The sequence below is a fragment of the Nocardioides phosphati genome (genome assembly GCF_014646375.1).
Taxonomy (GTDB): Bacteria; Actinomycetota; Actinomycetes; order Propionibacteriales; family Nocardioidaceae; genus Nocardioides; species Nocardioides phosphati.
The window spans coordinates 316,615-333,731 of the sequence record NZ_BMNI01000002.1 but is presented as its reverse complement, the minus strand read 5'-3'; the positions used below and the strand labels follow the sequence as shown (position 1 = coordinate 333,731).

At 72.5% G+C, this 17,117-nt stretch carries 17 protein-coding genes and 2 tRNA genes; 12 read left to right on the top strand and 7 right to left on the bottom strand.

The window, feature by feature from the left end:
* Positions 1-14 precede the first annotated feature (14 nt).
* The 4 genes from IEX47_RS06565 to IEX47_RS06550 are packed head-to-tail and all read left to right on the top strand — an operon-like array spanning position 15 to position 3,840.
* On the top strand, positions 15-632 hold the full coding sequence (locus IEX47_RS06565; protein WP_229662679.1) for a TetR/AcrR family transcriptional regulator: 618 nt from the start codon (positions 15-17) through the stop codon (positions 630-632).
* 10 nt (positions 633-642) lie between these two features.
* A complete protein-coding gene (locus IEX47_RS06560) occupies positions 643-1,452 on the top strand; it encodes a fumarylacetoacetate hydrolase family protein (protein ID WP_188783352.1) in 810 nt (269 codons plus the stop codon).
* Positions 1,449-2,909, top strand: a complete 1,461-nt coding sequence (gene gltX / locus IEX47_RS06555) for a glutamate--tRNA ligase (protein ID WP_188783190.1) — start codon at positions 1,449-1,451, stop codon at positions 2,907-2,909. The genes IEX47_RS06560 and gltX overlap by 4 nt, the downstream gene beginning before the upstream one ends.
* 16 nt (positions 2,910-2,925) lie before the next feature.
* On the top strand, positions 2,926-3,840 hold the full coding sequence (locus IEX47_RS06550) for a CPBP family intramembrane glutamic endopeptidase (protein ID WP_188783189.1): 915 nt from the start codon (positions 2,926-2,928) through the stop codon (positions 3,838-3,840).
* Here the strand turns inward: IEX47_RS06550 and IEX47_RS06545 are convergent.
* On the bottom strand, positions 3,837-4,592 hold the full coding sequence (locus IEX47_RS06545) for a metallophosphoesterase (protein ID WP_188783188.1): 756 nt from the start codon (positions 4,590-4,592) through the stop codon (positions 3,837-3,839). The genes IEX47_RS06550 and IEX47_RS06545 overlap by 4 nt on opposite strands.
* 133 nt (positions 4,593-4,725) lie before the next feature.
* On the opposite strand from IEX47_RS06545, the gene IEX47_RS06540 reads away from it, so the two are divergent.
* The 4 genes from IEX47_RS06540 (at position 4,726) to IEX47_RS06525 (ending at position 6,757) form a co-directional block, all read left to right on the top strand.
* Positions 4,726-4,797: transfer RNA gene (locus IEX47_RS06540), tRNA-Gln, on the top strand.
* A 112-nt stretch (positions 4,798-4,909) separates the two neighbouring features.
* A tRNA-Glu gene (locus tag IEX47_RS06535) sits at positions 4,910-4,982 on the top strand.
* Positions 4,983-5,282: 300 nt separating this feature from the next.
* Positions 5,283-5,510, top strand: a complete 228-nt coding sequence (locus IEX47_RS06530; RefSeq protein WP_188783187.1) for a hypothetical protein — start codon at positions 5,283-5,285, stop codon at positions 5,508-5,510.
* A 5-nt stretch (positions 5,511-5,515) separates the two neighbouring features.
* Positions 5,516-6,757, top strand: coding sequence for a lytic transglycosylase domain-containing protein (locus IEX47_RS06525; RefSeq protein ID WP_188783186.1), 1,242 nt, complete (start codon positions 5,516-5,518; stop codon positions 6,755-6,757).
* Between the two features lie 39 nt (positions 6,758-6,796).
* Here IEX47_RS06525 and IEX47_RS06520 read toward each other — a convergent pair whose 3' ends face one another.
* The 5 genes from IEX47_RS06520 to IEX47_RS06500 form a co-directional block, all read right to left on the bottom strand.
* Positions 6,797-8,161 (bottom strand): MFS transporter, encoded by a 1,365-nt coding sequence (locus tag IEX47_RS06520; RefSeq protein ID WP_229662678.1) that lies wholly within the window; start codon positions 8,159-8,161, stop codon positions 6,797-6,799.
* 144 nt (positions 8,162-8,305) lie between these two features.
* A complete protein-coding gene (locus tag IEX47_RS06515) occupies positions 8,306-8,704 on the bottom strand; it encodes a (R)-mandelonitrile lyase (RefSeq protein WP_188783184.1) in 399 nt (132 codons plus the stop codon).
* Positions 8,705-8,715: 11 nt separating this feature from the next.
* Complete coding sequence (locus IEX47_RS06510) at positions 8,716-9,753, bottom strand: NAD(P)-dependent alcohol dehydrogenase (RefSeq protein WP_188783183.1); 1,038 nt, start codon at positions 9,751-9,753, stop codon at positions 8,716-8,718.
* Positions 9,754-9,784: 31 nt separating this feature from the next.
* Positions 9,785-10,246, bottom strand: coding sequence for a MerR family transcriptional regulator (locus tag IEX47_RS06505; RefSeq protein WP_188783182.1), 462 nt, complete (start codon positions 10,244-10,246; stop codon positions 9,785-9,787).
* A 59-nt stretch (positions 10,247-10,305) separates the two neighbouring features.
* A complete protein-coding gene (locus IEX47_RS06500) occupies positions 10,306-11,475 on the bottom strand; it encodes an MFS transporter (RefSeq protein WP_229662677.1) in 1,170 nt (389 codons plus the stop codon).
* A gap of 115 nt (positions 11,476-11,590) precedes the next feature.
* Here IEX47_RS06500 and IEX47_RS06495 point away from each other — a divergent pair, with 115 nt between their 5' ends.
* From IEX47_RS06495 to IEX47_RS06480, 4 genes are all read left to right on the top strand, one after another.
* Entirely contained in the window at positions 11,591-12,025 is a 435-nt protein-coding gene (locus IEX47_RS06495; RefSeq protein ID WP_188783181.1) for an SRPBCC family protein, read from the top strand.
* A gap of 84 nt (positions 12,026-12,109) precedes the next feature.
* On the top strand, positions 12,110-14,236 hold the full coding sequence (locus tag IEX47_RS06490; protein WP_188783180.1) for an ABC transporter ATP-binding protein/permease: 2,127 nt from the start codon (positions 12,110-12,112) through the stop codon (positions 14,234-14,236).
* A 64-nt stretch (positions 14,237-14,300) separates the two neighbouring features.
* A complete protein-coding gene (locus IEX47_RS06485; protein ID WP_188783179.1) occupies positions 14,301-15,773 on the top strand; it encodes an AlkA N-terminal domain-containing protein in 1,473 nt (490 codons plus the stop codon).
* Positions 15,774-15,775: 2 nt separating this feature from the next.
* Entirely contained in the window at positions 15,776-16,261 is a 486-nt protein-coding gene (locus tag IEX47_RS06480; protein ID WP_188783178.1) for a methylated-DNA--[protein]-cysteine S-methyltransferase, read from the top strand.
* A gap of 83 nt (positions 16,262-16,344) precedes the next feature.
* On the opposite strand, the gene IEX47_RS06475 is transcribed toward IEX47_RS06480, so the two are convergent.
* Positions 16,345-17,067 (bottom strand): IclR family transcriptional regulator, encoded by a 723-nt coding sequence (locus IEX47_RS06475; RefSeq protein ID WP_107700199.1) that lies wholly within the window; start codon positions 17,065-17,067, stop codon positions 16,345-16,347.
* Positions 17,068-17,117 lie beyond the last annotated feature (50 nt).

The following is a 17,117-nucleotide window of genomic DNA, read 5'->3' as shown; positions in this document are numbered from 1 at the left end:
TGAGTGCGGGTGACATGCGTCGCAGGCTCGTCGAGGCGGCGGCGCGCCTCGTCGCCGATGAGGGGCCCGCCACGCTCACCGTCCGGAAGGTCGCGGCGGCGGCGGGCACGTCGACCATGGCGGTCTACACGCACTTCGGCTCGATGGAGCCGCTTGTGACGGCGGTGGTCGAGGAGGGGTTCGCCATGCTGGAGCGTGCCTTCGTCGAGGTCGAGCCCGGCGACGATCCCGTGCGGGACGTCGCGGCGCAGACGGCGGCGTACCTCGAGTTCGCCTCCGAGCAGTCGGCGCTCTACGCCGTCATGTTCGGCACTGCGCCACTCGGCCGGTTCCGGCTGCCGCCTCCCGCGACCGACCAGCGTGGCCGTCGCCAGACACTGGACCGGGTGGCCGAGGCCCTCGCGCGTGCACATGCCGCCGGCCGCGTGCAGGAGGAGCGGTCCGCTGATCTCTCGTTCCAGTGGTGGAGCCTGGTCCACGGCTATGCGTTGCTGGAGGCGACGGGTTTCGTGCTCGCTGGCCCCGGCCGCGGGCGCGTCCTGGAGCCCGGGCTGGTCGCTTTCTTCGTCGGTCACGGCGACGAGCCGGTGCGGGCCCGGGCGTCGGTCGGTGCCGGACTGGGCGCCCGATAGCCTTGCGCCCGTGCGCATCGTTCGATTCACCCCGCTCAGCGGCGACACCGACGAGATCTCCTACGGCGTCCTGACGGGCGAGGTCGACCAGTTCGGCCAGCCCGCCGAGGACGCCGTCATCGTCGCCCTCGCCGGCGACCCCCTCTACGTCGGCCTCAAGCTCGTCGAGAGGGAGTACGCCGTCGGCGATGTGCGGCTCCTCGCCCCGATCATCCCGCGCAGCAAGGTGATCGGCATCGGCAAGAACTACGCCAGGCACGCCGCCGAGATGGGCGGCGAGGTGCCGGCCGAGCCGCTGATGTTCCTCAAGCCCAACACCTCGGTGATCGGCCCCAACGACGTGATCCGCCTCCCGCAGCAGAGCGAGGAGGTGCACTACGAGGGCGAGCTCGCCGTCGTGATCGGCCGGATCTGCCGTGACGTGCCCGCCGAGAAGGCGGCCGACGTCATCCACGGCTACACCGTCGCCAATGACGTGACCGCGCGCGACCTGCAGCGGCGCGACGGCCAGTTCACCCGCGCCAAGGGCTTCGACACGTTCTGCCCGCTGGGCCCGTGGATCGAGACCGAGCTCGACCCGTCGGCGGTCCAGGTGCAGACCTACCTCAACGGAGACCTCGTCCAGGACGGCAACACCTCCGACCTGGTCTTCGACATCCCGACCCTCGTCGCCCACGTCAGCAGCGTCATGACGCTCCTGCCCGGCGACGTCATCCTCACCGGCACCCCTGATGGTGTCGGTCCGCTCAGCGCCGACGACGAGGTCGAGATCGTGGTCTCCGGCATCGGCGCACTCACCAACAAGGTTGCTCGCCGATGACCGTTCGCGTCCGCTACTGCCCCTCGCCGACCGGGTCGCCCCACGTCGGCCTGGCCCGCACGGCCCTCTTCAACTGGGCCTTCGCGCGCCACCACGGCGGCACGATCGTCTTCCGCATGGAGGACACCGACAAGGCGCGCTCCACCGAGGAGTCGTACGCCGGCATCCTCGACCTCTTCACCTGGCTCGGTCTCGACTGGGACGAGGGCATCGAGGTCGGAGGCCCCCACGCGCCGTACCGCCAGAGCGAGCGCACCGACATCTACGCCGATGCCCTCATCCGCCTCCGCACATCGACGTACGCCTACGACTGCTACTGCACCAACGACGAGGTCGAGGCGCGGCGCAAGGAGTCGGGCTCCAAGGTCATCGGCTACGACGGCTTCTGTCGTGAGCTCACCGGAGAGCAGCAGGCGGCGTTCGAGGCGGAGGGCCGCAAGCCGGTCGTCCGCTTCCGCATGCCCGACGGCTCGATCACCTGGAACGACCTGGTCCGCGGCGAGGTCACCTTCGAGACGAAGTTCGTGCCCGACTTCGCCCTCTGCCGCGCCAACGGCGACCCGCTCTACACGTTGGTCAACCCGGTCGACGACGCGCTCATGGAGATCACCCACGTGCTCCGCGGCGAGGACCTGCTCTCCTCGACTCCGCGCCAGATCGCCCTCTACGACGCGCTCAAGGAGCTCGGCATCGCGAAGGTGACGCCGGAGTTCGGACACCTTCCCTACGTCATGGGCGAGGGCAACAAGAAGCTCTCCAAGCGTGACCCCGAGGCGCACGCGCTGGCCTACCGCGACCAGGGCTACATTCCCGAGGGACTGCTCAACTACCTTGCGCTGCTCGGCTGGGCGATCGCCGCGGACCGTGACGTCTTCACGATGGAGGAGATGGTCGCCGCGTTCGACATCAAGGACGTCAACGCGAACCCGGCCAAGTTCGACATCAAGAAGTGCGACGCCATCAACACCGAGCACATGTCCAGGCTTGCTGAGGACGAGGTCGGCCGGCGCATCCACCCGTTCCTCGTGAAGGACGGGATCGTCTCCGACCCCATGACCGCGGAGCAGGAGGCCCTGGTGGGCGAGCTCCTTCCGCTCATCGCCCCCCGCATGCGCAAGCTGACCGAGGCCTCGGGCCTGGTGAAGTCGTTCTTCGTCTCCGACGAGGAGTTCGTGATCGACGAGGCGGCGAAGGCCAAGGTCCTCAACGAGAAGGGCCTCGAGGTCGTGCAGGCCGCGATCGAGGCGCTCGAGCCCGTGGACGAGTGGACGACCGCGACGATCCAGGCCGCGCTCGAGGGCAAGCTCGTCACCGAGATGGAGCTGAAGCCGCGGGTCGCCTTCGGCCCGGTCCGCGTCGCCACCTCGGGTGCCCAGATCTCGCCGCCGCTCTTCGAGTCGCTCGAGATCCTCGGTCGCGAGAAGTCCCTCGCGCGGCTCCGCGCCGCGCTCGCCTGAGCCCCGTCGTACGCCGATGAGCGAGGGCCCCGGCTATCACCAGCTGCACCGCCGGGGCCCCCACGGGCTCGGGCGGCAGCTGCTGGGCATCGTCCTGGTGCTGGTCGGCATGTTCATCCTCTCCGGCGTCGTCAGCCTCGTCGCGTACGCCGCGGAGGCGGTGCTCCAGGGTGGCCCCGGCCGCTCCGTCGACCCCTTCGACGACCCGGGTCCCGTGCTCATGGGCGGCATCCTGCTCGGCCTCGCGGCGACGATCCCGCTCGTGCTGCTGGTCTCGTGGGGCCTCCACGGGCTGCGGCCGGGTTTCGTCGTCTCCGTGGCCGGACGGATCCGCTGGCGCTACCTCGGCGGCTGCCTCGGCCTCTCCGTCGTGGCGATGTTCGCGACGCTGCTGGTCGGCTCCCTCGTCCCGAGCGGGACGCGGGAGCAGCTGAGCTCGACCGCCCACCCGGTCGACGGCCGGGTGGTCGCACTGCTGGTCACGGTCGCCCTCCTCACCCCGCTGCAGGCTGCGGGGGAGGAGTTCGTGTTTCGCGGATACCTCACCCAGGCCTTCGGCGCGGTCTTCCCGACGGCCGTAGCGGTGCTGCTGCCGGCCGTCCTCTTCGCGCTCGCGCACGGCTCCCAGAGCGCTCCCGTCTTCGTGGACCGCCTCGCCTTCGGCATCGTCGCCGGCCTGCTGGTCGTGCTCACCGGCGGCCTCGAGGCGGGCATCGCCATGCACATGGTCAACAACTGGCTGGCTTTCGGAGTCGCGATCCTGACCGGCGACCTCGGCGACTCGCTCCAGCCGACCGGCGGCACCTGGTGGACGCTGCCCGGCACGCTCACCCAGTCGCTGGTGTACCTCGGCCTCGCCGTCTGGCTCGCGCGGCGGCAGGGCCTCGCGACGCGCTCCGCGACGGCCCCGACCTGGGGAGACGCGCCCTAGGCGCTGAGCTCGACGAGCAGCAGTGGCCCGCCGTTGTAGCGCCCGCCGTCGATCGCGAGTGCCTTGCCGCCGGCGTACGCCAGGGCGCCGTGGCCCGGGGTGACGCCGCGCAGGGTCGCGACGATCGAGTGGCCGTGGACCACCCGCGTGCCGCCGTACGCCGCGAGCATGCTGTCGGCCTGCGCCGCGCCCTGCGTGCCGACGAAGCGGCGGCGCTGGGTGAGCCCGCGGAGCACCTCCGCGACGCCGACCGGGTCGGGGCGCGTGAGCATGCCGGCGACCTGGGCGTTGACGGCGCCGACGGAGCGACCCCAGCCGAGGTAGGCAGTCGAGTCGGAGTGGACGAGCAGGTCGTCGCCGACGAGGGCCATCGCGGGCAGGTTGCTCAGCCAGGTGACGTCGTCCGGGGTGAGGCTCGCCTGATCGGCGGCGAGGCCGCCGTTGCGCTGCCAGAGCGGGAGGTAGCCCTCGTCGGGGTGGAGCCACATGCCGAGGGCGAGCACCTCGTGGTTGCCGAGGAGGACGTGGACCGAGGCCGGCGCCTCCGCCTGGAGGCCGCGGAGCAGGCGGATCACGCCGATGCCGTCCGGGCCCCGGTCGAGGAGGTCGCCGAGCACGTAGAGCTGGGCGTCGCCGCCGCTCCACCGCTCGCCGGCGTCGACGAGGCCGGCCGCCCGTAGCGTCGCGACGAGGTCGTCGCGGTGGCCGTGGACGTCGCTGACGGCGAACACGGGGGCGGGGGAGGCGGGCACGGAGCCATCCTCCCAGCGACCACTGACAGGCTGTGCGGCGGGCGAGGGGAGGCCCGACCGTTTTGGCGGTCAGCCGGGTCGCCCTGTAAGGTTTTCCCTTGTCCCGGCAGTCTTCGGACCGCGGGTGACGCAGTGGGATATGGTGTAATTGGCAACACGACGGTTTCTGGTTCCGTTATTCAAGGTTCGAGTCCTTGTATCCCAGCTGATCCGGTCCTGGAGCCCCAGAGATGGGGCTCACACGGCCCGGATTTGTGACGGAATGACAGCAAACGCTAGAGTTCCGGACGTCGCCGGCGAGTAATCGCAGGCGGGACGCCCCCGTTGTGTAGTGGCCTAGCACGTCGCCCTCTCAAGGCGGTAGCGCCGGTTCGAATCCGGTCGGGGGTACAAGACGAAGAGGCCCCGGTCAGCAGAGATGCTGACCGGGGCCTCTTGTCGTCTGACGGGAGATCGATTCCGGAGGGTGAGCAGGGCCGCTCGGACGAGCGTCGCCGGGTGCCCCCTTGTGGGGGCGGGGTGCCCCCCCGCGGAGGATGTGACCCGGGACACATATTCCTAGGTTGGAAGCACATTCCCAGCCACCCGCTCCGCCGGAGGAGTCATGTTCACCACGCAGCACCCCACCCAGACGCCGCTCCCCATCCGCCTCGCGACCTCCCTGCGTCGCACTCCCCGGGCAGGTGCGCGATGAGCATCCAGGACGGGTTCACCCCCGAGATGATCATCGAGCTTGCTCGCGAGCTTCGCCGGCTCGCCAAGATCGAGGACGACCGGGCGGCCGCCGAAGCCGCGACCGTTCCCTACTGGAGCCCGTGCCCCCCGTCGGTGCTCGGAGCACGCGCCGCAGCGCGTGCCCTTCGCGCCGACGCCGAGCTGCTCGACACCTGCTGGCGTCCGCAGAGTCTGGCGAGCTGAGGGTGATGGCTACCACTGGTCGGCGGAGGGCGACGCGCGTCCGGGTCGGTCCGACCCGTTTCAGCAAGATCCAGAAGGCGACCGCCCTGGTGCCCCTGGCCCTGCTGTCGACCGCCTGGACCGCCAGCCTCGCCGGCGTCGGCACCATCACCACCGCGAGCGACACCCGCCTCCCCGACGGCACCCAGGTCCCCATCGAGTCCCTCGAGGACCCCGCCAGCTTCACCGCCCCCGGCCAGGTCGGCCTCGGCCTGTCCGCCGCCGACGGCGCCAAGATCGTCGCCGCCGCCTCCACCAACGGCATCCCCACCGCCGCCCTCGCCGCCTACCAGCGCGCCGAACAGGTCATCAACGACGCCGACAAGTCCTGCCACATCGACTGGGCCCTCATCGCCGCCATCGGCCGCGTCGAGTCCGACCACGGCCGCTACGGCGGCAACACCCTCGACACCCAGGGCGTCTCCCACCCCGGCATCTACGGCCCCGCCCTCGACGGCACCCACCAGACCCAGGCCATCACCGACACCGACGGCGGCCTCTACGACAACGACAAGGTCTGGGACCGCGCCGTCGGCGCCATGCAGTTCATCCCGTCGACCTGGGCCAAGGTCGGCGTCGACGCCGACGGCGACGGCAAGCGCAACCCCCAGGACATCGACGACGCCGCCCTCGCCACCGCCGTCTACCTCTGCTCCGGCACCGACGACCTCGGCACCGACACCGGCCGCCGCTCCTCGGTCTACCGCTACAACCACTCCAACGACTACGTCGACCTCGTCCTCAAGATCCGCGACGCCTACCTCCAGGGCAACTACACCGCCGTCCCGAACTACATCACCTCGGCGTACGCGGTCGGCCCGACGACCTCGTCCGCGTCGTACGCCGGCGGGCCGGGGCGCAAGGGCGGCCACGGGCCCGGGACGACGGGAACCGGAGGCGGCGCTGCGCCGGGCTCGCACGAGGGCAGGCCGCTCCCGGGACCGTCCGGGGGCGACGCCACGAAGCCGCCCGCAGGAGGCGACCCCACGCAGGCACCCAAGCCGGCCCTGACATCGGCCGCCGAACCGATCAGGGAGACGATCGAGACGACCACGAAGGTCGTCGACACCACCGTCGAGACGGTCGTCACGACGGTCAACGGCACGCTCGGGCTCCTGACCCAGACTCAGGCCCAGCTGCAGTGCGGCCTGACGTACGCGCTCGTGCCGGCGAAGAAGCAGGAGTGCCTCGCGTCCTACGGCCTGTGACCGATAACGGCCGACAGCGTGGGTTCCCTGGAGGGGTCGTCAGCCGCTGGCCGTGGCCAGCTCCGGCTCGCGCACGCGTGGAGTGACCCGGTCCATGCGGAGCGCAGCGAGCGAGGCGAGCGCCATGCCGAGCGCCACGGCGTACCAGGCGTGGGTGAAGCCGGCCGCCGGGTCGGTGCCGTCGACGAGGGTGACCAGCACGGCGACGCCGAGGACGAGGCCGACCTGGCGGGCCATGCTCACGACGCCGCCCCCGGTGGAGGCCTGGGCAGGTGGGAGCGTCGCCGTGCCGGCGGCCAGCAGGTTGGGGACCGCGAGCCCGACGCCGACGCCGCCGAGCAGCCAGCCGGGGAGGAAGCCGGTCCAGTAGTCCGGGGTGACGCTGAGGGTCGAGGCCTGCCAGAGGGCGGATGCGCCGAAGAGAACGCTGCCGAGCGCGATCATCTTGCCCGGTCGCGCCGCGGGGAAGAGTCGGTGTGCGAGGACGGAGGTGATCGGCACGGCGAGCGGTCCGAGCGCGACGGCCAGGCCGGTCTGCAGGGCGTCGTACCCCCAGACCTGCTGCATCCAGAGGATGCCGGCGAGGAGCGCGGCACCGAAGGCGCTGTTGAAGACGAGCATCGCGACGTTGGCCCAGCGGAAGGCGGGGACGGCGAGCAGTGACGGTGCGATGACGGGGGAGGGGTGCGTGAGGGTACGCCGCGCGAAGAGCCCGGCTCCGAGGAGGGCGACGGTGAAGGCGGCGAGCACGCGGACCGAGCCCCAGCCCCAGTCGTTGCCCTGGACCAGGCCGAGCACGAGCGCGCCGACGGTGACGACCAGGACCAGTGCTCCGAGGAGGTCCGGGATCGGCGTGCCGCGGTTGTGGCGTACGTCGGGGACCTGGCGCAGCGCGGCGGCGATGAGGAGCAGGCCGACGGGGAGGTTGATCCAGAAGGCCCAGTGCCACGAGACCTGGACCAGGCCGCCGCCCACAGCAGGCCCGAGCGCTGCGGCGACCGCCCCGGTGGTCGCCCAGAGCCGGGCCGCGGGGGCGCGGCGTTCGGGGGCGACTGCTGCGAGGAGCAGGCCGAGGCTGGCCGGCGTCATCGCGGCCGCGCCGACCGCCTGAGCGCTGCGGAACGCCACCAGCCACCACACGCCGGGCGCGAACCCGCACGCGAGGCTGGCGACGACGAAGAGCGCCAGGCCGCCCACGAAGGCGGCCTTCTGGCCGAACCGGTCGGCGAGCCGGCCCATCGGGACGAGGAGCGCCGCGAAGACCACCGCGTAGGCGCTCAGGATCCAGCTCAGCTGCGCGAGGCTGCCGGTGCCGTAGTCGCGGCCGATCTCGTCGAACGCGACGTTGACGATGAACATGTCGACGCCCGTGAGGAACGCCGATCCGACGAGGATCGCAGGCACCCGCTGACTATGTGAAGACATAGCCAGCAATCTAGAAGGCTGGCTATGGAAATAGCAAGCGAGATGCGAGGCGCCGGTCAGTGGTCGCTGGACGCGAGCGAGGCCCGGTCCCTCCGGACCGGGTCTCGCTGCATGCGGACGAGCTCAGCTCGCGGGGTAGTCGGCGTCGCTCACCGGCTCCAGCCAGGTCACGACGTGGCCGCTCTCGTCGGCCTCGTTGAGCGCGACGTGCGCCATGAAGCGTGACGGGGTCGCGCCGTGCCAGTGCTCCTCGCCCGGCTCGATGAAGACCACGTCGCCGGGGCGGATCTCCTGGACCGGACCGCCGCGGGTGCCGACGTACCCGATGCCGTCGGTGACGTAGAGCGTCTGGCCCTTCGGGTGCGTGTGCCAGACCGTGCGCGCGCCCGGGGTGAACCGGACGTGCGCGCAGCTCAGGCGCGACGCTTCGTCGGGGCTCTGGACGCCCTCGATGAAGACGGAGCCGGTGAACCAGTCGGCAGGTCCGGCGACGGTGCTGCCGCCGCTCTGCACGTACTTCACGGGCGCCTTCCTCAGATCGTGGCTGCGTCGATGACGAACCGGTAGCGGACGTCGGAGGCGAGCACGCGCTCGTAGGCCTGGTTGACCTTGTCGGCGCTGATCACCTCCACGTCGGCGCCCAGGCCGTGCTCGGCGCAGAAGTCGAGCATCTCCTGCGTCTCTGCGATGCCGCCGATCATCGAGCCGGCGAACGTGTGCCGGCCGTAGATGAGCGACATCGGGTCCACGCTGTACGGCGCGGGCGGGGCGCCGACGTTGACCAGCGCGCCGTCCACCGCGAGCAGGCCGAGATAGGCGTTGGCGTCGAGGGCGGCGCTGACGGTGTTGACGATCAGGTCGAACCGGCCGGCGAGCTGCTGGAACGTCGCCGGGTCGGACGTCGCGAAGTAGCGGTCGGCGCCGAGCCGCTCGGCGTCCCCCTGCTTCTTCAGCGACTGTGACAGGACGGTGACCTCGGCGCCCATCGCGTGGGCGATCTTGACGCCCATGTGGCCCAGTCCGCCGAGGCCGACGATGGCGACCTGCTTGCCGGGGCCGGCGCCCCACCGCTTGAGCGGGGAGTACGTCGTGATGCCGGCGCAGAGGAGGGGAGCGGCGGCTGCGGGGTCGATGCCGTCCGGTACCGAGAGGACGAAGTGGTCGCGGACCACGACGTGGGTGGAGTAGCCGCCCTGCGTCGTCGTGCCGTCGCGGTCGGTGGCGGCGTACGTCGCGACGCCGCCGTTGAGGCAGAACTGCTCGTTGCCGGCGAGGCAGTTGACGCACTCACGGCAGGAGTCGACGAAGCAGCCGACGCCGACGCGGTCGCCGACCTGGTGGGTGGTCACGGCCGAGCCGACCTCGGCGACGGTGCCGACGATCTCGTGACCCGGCACGACGGGGTAGGGCTGCGGGCCCCAGTCGCCGTTGACGGTGTGGATGTCAGAGTGGCAGATGCCGGCGTACTCGATGGCGATGAGGACGTCGTGCTCGCCCACCGCGCGGCGCTCGATGGTGGTGCGGGCGAGGGGCTGGCCGGCCGCGGGTGCGGCCCAGGCGTTCACGTGCATGGGGTTCCTTCGGTGTCGGAGTGCGGGGGAGTCAGTGGCTCTTGTGCTGGGTGAGCTCGTCCGCGAGCGCGACCGCCTGCTGGCAGATCCGCTCCGCCTCGGCGGTGTCGCCGCCAGCGACGGCCGTCCAGTAGGCGATCTTCAGCGCGACGTAGCGCCGGCGGACCCGGAGCCGCTCGGCCTCCTGCTCGAGGCGCACCGCCTGGGCCTCGAGGAGCGCGACCTGCTCGGCGGCGGCCTCGGGCCCGCGGCGTCCGTTGGCGACGTATTGCTTCATGTCGCTCACGGAGAGGCCGGTTGCGGAGAGGCAGGCGACCCCGGTCAGCTGGTCGAGGTCGTCCTCGTCGTAGACGCGGTGGCCGCTGCTCTCGCCACGGCTGACCGGCGCGATCACGCCGATCGACTCGTAGTAGCGCAGCGTGCTGGCGGGCAGGCCGCTGAGGGCGGCTGCTTCCTTGATCGTGTAGGTCCTGCGGTTCGCGGTCGTGCTCACTCCAACGACCGTAGGAACTTCAAGTACGTGAAGTCAAAGGCCTCCGCGGCGGCCGCCGGTCAGGCGTGCGCGGGGGAGTCGGAGGGCTTGCGCGCAGCCGGCACGAGCAGCGCGCTCGGCACGAGGAGAGCGGCCACGACCAGCAGCGAGTCGAGCGTCCCGACGTGGTCCGCGACGAAGCCGAGCAGGGGAGGCCCGGCGAGGAACGCGCCGTACGCGATGGTGGAGACGACGCTGACCCGGGTCGCCGCCCGCACCGGGTCGTCGGCCGCCGCGCTCATGCCGACGGGGAAGCCGAGCGACGCGCCGAGTCCCCAGAGCACGATGCCCACGACGACCAGGGCGGCGTGACCGCCGAAGACGATGAGGAGCAGGCCCACGCCGGCCGCGGCCATCGTCGACCAGAGGACCGGCACGCGGCCGTGCCGGTCGAGCAGCACGGGGCCGACCACGCGCCCGGTCGTCATCGCGGTCACGAAGAGCCCGAACCCGCTGACGCCGACCCAGTGCGGCACGTCGTAGCCGTCGATGAGCGCGATCGCCAGCCAGTCGTTGGCGCTGCCCTCGGTGACGGCGAGCGCGAAGACCATGAGGCCGATCAGCAGCGTGCGCGGCTCACGCCAGGCAGCGAGCGCGCCGGCGGCGGGAGCATGCTCGGCGGCCGCCTCCGCGGCGCGCGGAAGGAAGCCGCCGACGGTGGAGAGCAGTGCGACGAGGGTGACCGCACAGGCAGCCGTCAGGTGCCACTCCAGCGGTACGCCGGCCGCGGTGGCCGCCGCGCCCAGGCCGGCGCCGGAGACCGTGCCGAGGCTGAAGCCGGCGTGGAAGCGGGGCATGATCGTGCGGCCGAGACCTTGCTCGACGACCGCGCCCTCGACGTTCATCGCGACGTCCCAGATGCCGCTGCCCACGCCGTACAGGACGAGGCCGACGGCGACGACGGGTGCGAGGCCGAAGGTGTCGGTGCCGAACGCCGCGATGACGATGCCGAGCATCGCCGTGGCCACGCCGGCGCGGACCATCGTCGCGGCGCCCCAGCGGTGCAGCAGCGCGCCGGTGGTCGGCAGGGTGGCCAGCGAGCCGACCGCTCCCGCGAGGAGCAGCAGGCCGAGCTGGCCGTTCTCGAGGTGCAGGCTCGAGCGGACCTCGGGGATGCGCGAGACCCAGGAGGCGAACGTGAAGCCGTTGAAGAAGAACGCGAGCATGACGGCGTTGCGGGAGCGGAGCACGCGCTCACGGTAGGTCCGGGGTCACGCGTCACGCAAACGTTTTCGCTGGTCAGCGGAGCCCTGCTGGCGACGTAAGGTTCTCCCTGCTTTCACCCCCTTCTTCAAGGAGCACGTCATGGGCCAGGTCACCGCTGTCGCCGAGGCGATCGTCCCCGCTGCGCCCGCGCGCGTGCTCGAGGCGCTCGCCGACTACCGCGAGGCCCGGCCGGCGATCCTCACGTCGCACTACACGGAGTACGAGGTGCTCGAGGGCGGCGTCGGCGCCGGCACCGTCGCCCAGTGGCACCTCCACGCCACCGAGAAGCGCGTGCGCCACGTGGTCGCCGACGTCGTCGTCACCAGCGACTCCGTGGTCGAGACCGACCGCAACTCCTCGATGGTCACCACGTTCACCGTCGCCACCGACGACGCCGGCACGAAGGTGACCGTCACGACGACGTGGAACGGCGCCAGCGGTGTCGGCGGCTTCTTCGAGCGGACCTTCGCGCCCCTGGGCCTGCGCCGCATCCACGACGAGCTGCTGCAGAACCTCGCGGCGTACGTCGACTGATCCGGCGTCCCCGGGCCCGGCGGGTCGCGCGTCCGGCGTGGCGATCGGGAGTCGGGACAATTCCGACCTAGCGTGCTGCCTGAGATGACCACGCTCCCGTTCACCGAGACCGAGGAGCGCCTGCGCGTCTCGACGAACGGTGACTCCCGGGTGTTCGACGAGAGCGAGGTGCTCGGCCCGCTCGCGCTGCAGTGCACCGCCGGCGGCTGGTCGGTCCGTGACGTGGGGGAGCAGCCGATGCTCTTCCTCGACGGCTGCCACGTGGTGCAGCTCCCGCTCTTCCCCGGCCGCCCGGTCGCCCTGCGCGTCGGCGCTCCCGACGGGCAGCTGGTCGAGCTCGAGGTGGTGCCGTACGTCGAGTCCTTCCTCGAGTACGGCCCCGACGACACCGGCGCCCCTGCGATGCGCCCTGCGAGCATCGCACCGCCCGCACCGCCCGCACCGACGATTCCAGCGCCCACCGTTCCCGCGTCGACCGCCCCACTCCCCGCAGAGGCGGCAGAGGTGGCGCCCACTCGGCGGCGTACGCCGGAGCGTGTGGTCACGCCGGCCGGGGCACCGGCCGAAGGCCACCTCGTACTGGACGCCGTGAACGTCACGGTGGAGGGCACGCGCCTGCTCCGCGAGGTCTCGCTCGACCTCGCGCCCGGCACCCTGACCGCCGTGATCGGCCCGTCGGGCGCCGGCAAGTCCACGCTTCTTCGCGCCCTCACCGGTGAACGACCCTGCACCACCGGCCGGGTCGTCTGGGACGGCCACGACCTCGACTCCGAGCGCGAGCTGGCCCGCTTCCGCATCGGTGTCGTGCCGCAGGAGGAGCTCCTCCACCCGCAGCTGACCGTCGCCGCCGAGCTCGCGTACGCCGCTGCGCTGCGCATGCCGCCGGGCACCTCCCGCGCCGCGCGGACCACGCAGGTCGACGCCGTGCTCGCCCGGCTGGGCCTCGCGGGCCAGCGCGACCAGCGGATCAGCAGCCTCTCCGGGGGTCAGCGCAAGCGGCTCGCGATCGCCACCGAGCTGCTCACCGCGCCCGACCTGCTCTTCCTCGACGAGCCGACGACCGGCCTCGACCCGGGCTTCGACCGCAGCGTCATGGAGCAGCTCCGCGACCTCGCCCACGACGGTTGCACGGTCGTGGCGGTCACGCACTCGGTGATCGGGCTCGAGGCGTGCGACCAGGTCGTCGTCCTCGCGCGCGGGGGCCGCCTCGCCCACGTCGGCCCGCCGGAGACGCTGCTCGGCCACTTCGGCTGCCTCGACTACCCCGAGCTCTTCGACCTGCTCGAGAGCGGCGAGGTCCCCGCCGCCGACAGCAAGGTCGAGCGCCCGAAGCTCAAGCCGCCCGCCACGCTGCCCACCCCGGCGCGCCCGGGCAGCGCGGCACAGCTCGTCACGCTCCTCCGTCGCACCGCGGCGACGACGTTCGCCGACCGGCTGACCGTCGCGATGCTGGCCGTCATGCCGCTCCTGCTCGGCGCGCTGAGCCGGATCGCCCCCGGCGACGCGGGCCTGTCGCTGGTGACCGCCCGCGCCCACGGCGCCACCCGCGCGAACCTCGGCGACGAGGCCGGCCAGCGGCTGATCCTGCTCCTCGTCGCCGCCTGCCTCATGGGCGCGGCGATGACCGTGCGCGAGGTCGTCAAGGAGCGAGCCCTGCTCCGCCGCGAGTACGCCGTCGGCCTCTCGCCCGGCGCCTGGGTGCTGGCCAAGGCGCTCCTCCTCGGTCTCCTCTGCTTCGCGCAGGGCATCGTCGTCACGTGGCTCGCGCTCGCCGGCCTGCCCGGCGCCGACCGTGGTGGCGTGCACGGCTGGGGCATGCGCGAGGTCGCCGTCGTGGTCGGCCTGCTCGCCGTGGCCAGCGCCTGGCTCGGGCTCCTGGCCTCGGCCCTGGTCCGCAGCGTCGAGCAGACCATGCCTGCTCTCGTCGCCCTCGTCATGGGCCAGCTGGTGCTCTCCGGCGCGCTGGTCCAGGTCGCCGGGCGGCCCGGCCTCGAGCAGGTCGCCTGGCTCGCGCCTGCACGCTGGGCGCAGGCGGCCGACGCGGTCAGCGTCCACCTCGAGCGCGCCAAGCACGGGGTGCGGGGCGCGGTGCCCGACCCGCTCGCGGCGTACTCCACCGGGCAGTGGGCACACGACGTCCTCGGGCTCTGCGGGGTCGGCCTCGTGACGCTCGGCCTGACCCTGCGCTCCGTGCGTCGCACCCTGCGCTGACGAGCCCCACGGCCGCGTCCGATTTCCGCCAGATCCTGGCGGTGGCAGCGACCATGATGGACCCATGCACACCGACCGCGAGGCCTGCTACCGGGCCGTGAAGTCACGCGACCGCCGCTTCGACGGCGTCTTCGTGACGGCGGTCCACACGACCGGCATCTACTGCCGTCCTTCCTGCCCGGCCCGCACCCCCGGCTTCGCCAACGTGTCGTTCTTCCCGACGGCTGCGGCTGCGCAGGCTGCCGGCTTCCGGGCCTGCAAGCGGTGCCTGCCCGATGCCACGCCGGGCAGTCCCGACTGGGACGTCCGCGCCGACGTGGCCGGTCGCGCGATGCGCCTGACCGCCGACGGCGTCGTCGACCGCGAAGGGGTTCCCGGGCTCGCTGCTCGACTCGGCTACAGCGCGCGCCAGCTCGGCCGGATCCTCACCGCCGAGCTCGGCGCCGGTCCGCTGGCCCTGGCCCGCGCCCGTCGCGCCCAGATCGCCCGTGTGCTGATCGAGACCACCGACCTGCGGCTTGCCGAGGTCGCGTTCGCGGCCGGGTTCTCCAGCGTGCGCCAGTTCAACGAGACGCTGCGCGAGGTCTACGCCGCGAGCCCGACCGAGCTGCGTGGGCGCCGCTCGCACACGGCCGCAGCGGGGGAGCTCCGGCTCAACCTCGCGGTGCGCACGCCCTTCGCCGGCAGGGCTCTGGCGGCCTTCCTCGCCACCCGCGCGGTGCCCGGGATCGAGGCCGTCGGCCCGGGGTGGTACGCCCGCTCCCTCCGCCTGCCGCACGGCGCGGGCACGGTCCGTCTCGAGCTCGCCGACGCGCCCGCGCACGGGCAGGTCGTCCAGGTCCCCGCCACCTTCCGGCTGACCGACGTCCGCGACGTGTCCGCCGCCGTCGAGCGCGTACGCCGCCTCCTCGACGCCGACTGCGACCCCGTCGCCGTGGACGAGGCGCTCTCCGGCGACCGCGCGCTGGCGCCGCTGGTCCGAGCGCGACCCGGCCTCCGGGTGCCGGGCCACGTCGACGGGGCCGAGCTGGCCATCAGGGGAGTGCTCGGGCAGCAGGTAAGTGTCGCCGCCGCCCGCACCCTCGCCGCCCGCCTCGTGGAGTCGGCCGGGGAGCCCCTGCCCGAGGCGCTCCGCGTCGACGGCCTGACGCACCTCTGGCCGACGCCGGGGGCGATCGCCGCCTCTCCGATGTCCGGCATGCCGGCCTCGCGCAGGCGCGCGATCACCAGCCTTGCCAGCGCCCTGGCCGGCGGCGACGTCGTGCTCGACCGCGGCGCCGACCGTGCCGACGTACGCCGCGCACTGCTGGCCGTGCCCGGCGTCGGGCCGTGGACGGCCGGCTACGTCGCCCTGCGGGCGCTCGGAGACCCCGACGTCTTCCTGCCGACCGACGCCGGCGTGAAGGCGGCGCTGGCCGCCCTTCCCGACGCCGACCCCGATGCCTGGCGCCCCTGGCGCTCCTACGCCCTGCTGCACCTGTGGACGTCGCTCGCGGCCCCCGCCGCGGAGACTCATTCCCAAGAGGAGATGATCTGACCATGTGGACCGTGATGGAATCGCCGGTCGGCGAGCTGCGCCTGATCGAGCGCGCGGGCGCGCTGTCGGCGATCGAGTTCACGCCCTGGCGCCAGCCCGCCGACGGCCGGCCGCTGGGGGAGCGCGGTGACGACCATCCCGTCCTCGCCGCAGCCGTCGCCCAGCTGACGGAGTACTTCGCGGGTGAGCGCACGACGTTCGACCTGCCGGTCGCGCCGCGCGGCACGGAGTTCCAGGAGCGCGTCTGGGCGCAGCTCGTGAAGATCCCCTTCGGCGAGACGAGGTCCTACGGCGAGATCGCCGCGTGGCTCGGCCACACCAATGCCGCCTCGCGCGCCGTCGGGCTGGCCAACGGACGCAACCCGATCCCGATCATCGTCCCGTGCCACCGCGTCATCGGCGCGGACGGGTCCCTCACCGGCTACGCGGGCGGCATGGACCGCAAGAAGCTGCTCCTCGACCTCGAGAGCACCGACCGCCTCTTCTGACGGGATGGTCCCCAACGGAAAGCACCCCCGACGGCATGTCGGAGGTGCTTCCTGTTGGGGACTATCCAGACGATGGGTGAGCCCTACTCCGCGGCGGCGCGGCGCAGGCTCTCGGAGAGCCGCTCGGCAGCAGCGAGGACCGCGGGGGCGTGCATGCGGCCGGGCTGGCGCGAGAGGCGCTCGAGCGGGCCGGAGACGGAGACCGCGGCGATGATCTTGCCGCTGGGGGAGCGGACCGGCGCGGAGACAGACGCCACGCCCTGCTCGCGCTCGCCGACCGACTGGGCCCAGCCACGACGGCGGATGCCGGAGAGGGCTGTGGCCGAGTAGGCGGCGTTCTGCAGGCCGCGATGCATGCGCTCCGGGTCCTCCCAGGCGAGCAGGACCTGCGCAGCAGAGCCGGCGCGCATGGTCAGCTGCGAGCCGACCGGGATCGTGTCGCGCAGGCCGGAGGGGCGCTCGGCGGCGGCGACGCAGACGCGGTGCTCACCCTGGCGCCGCCAGAGCTGGGCGGACTCGCCGGTGATGTCACGCAGGCGGGCGAGCACCGGGCCGGCAGCGGCGAGGAGGCGGTCCTCGCCGGCGGCGGCGGAGAGCTCGGCCAGGCGCGGGCCGAGGACGAACCGGCCCTGCAGGTCCCGGGCGACCAGGCGGTGGTGCTCGAGCGCGACTGCGAGACGATGTGCCGTGGGGCGGGCCAGGCCGGTGCCGGCGACGAGCCCGGCCAGCGTGGCCGGGCCGGCCTCGAGGGCCGCGAGCACGAGGGCTGCCTTGTCGAGTACGCCGACTCCGCTGGTGTTGTCCATATGGCGATATTGCCATCTCATAAGTTGGGATGCAAGCGTAGGCTTCTGTG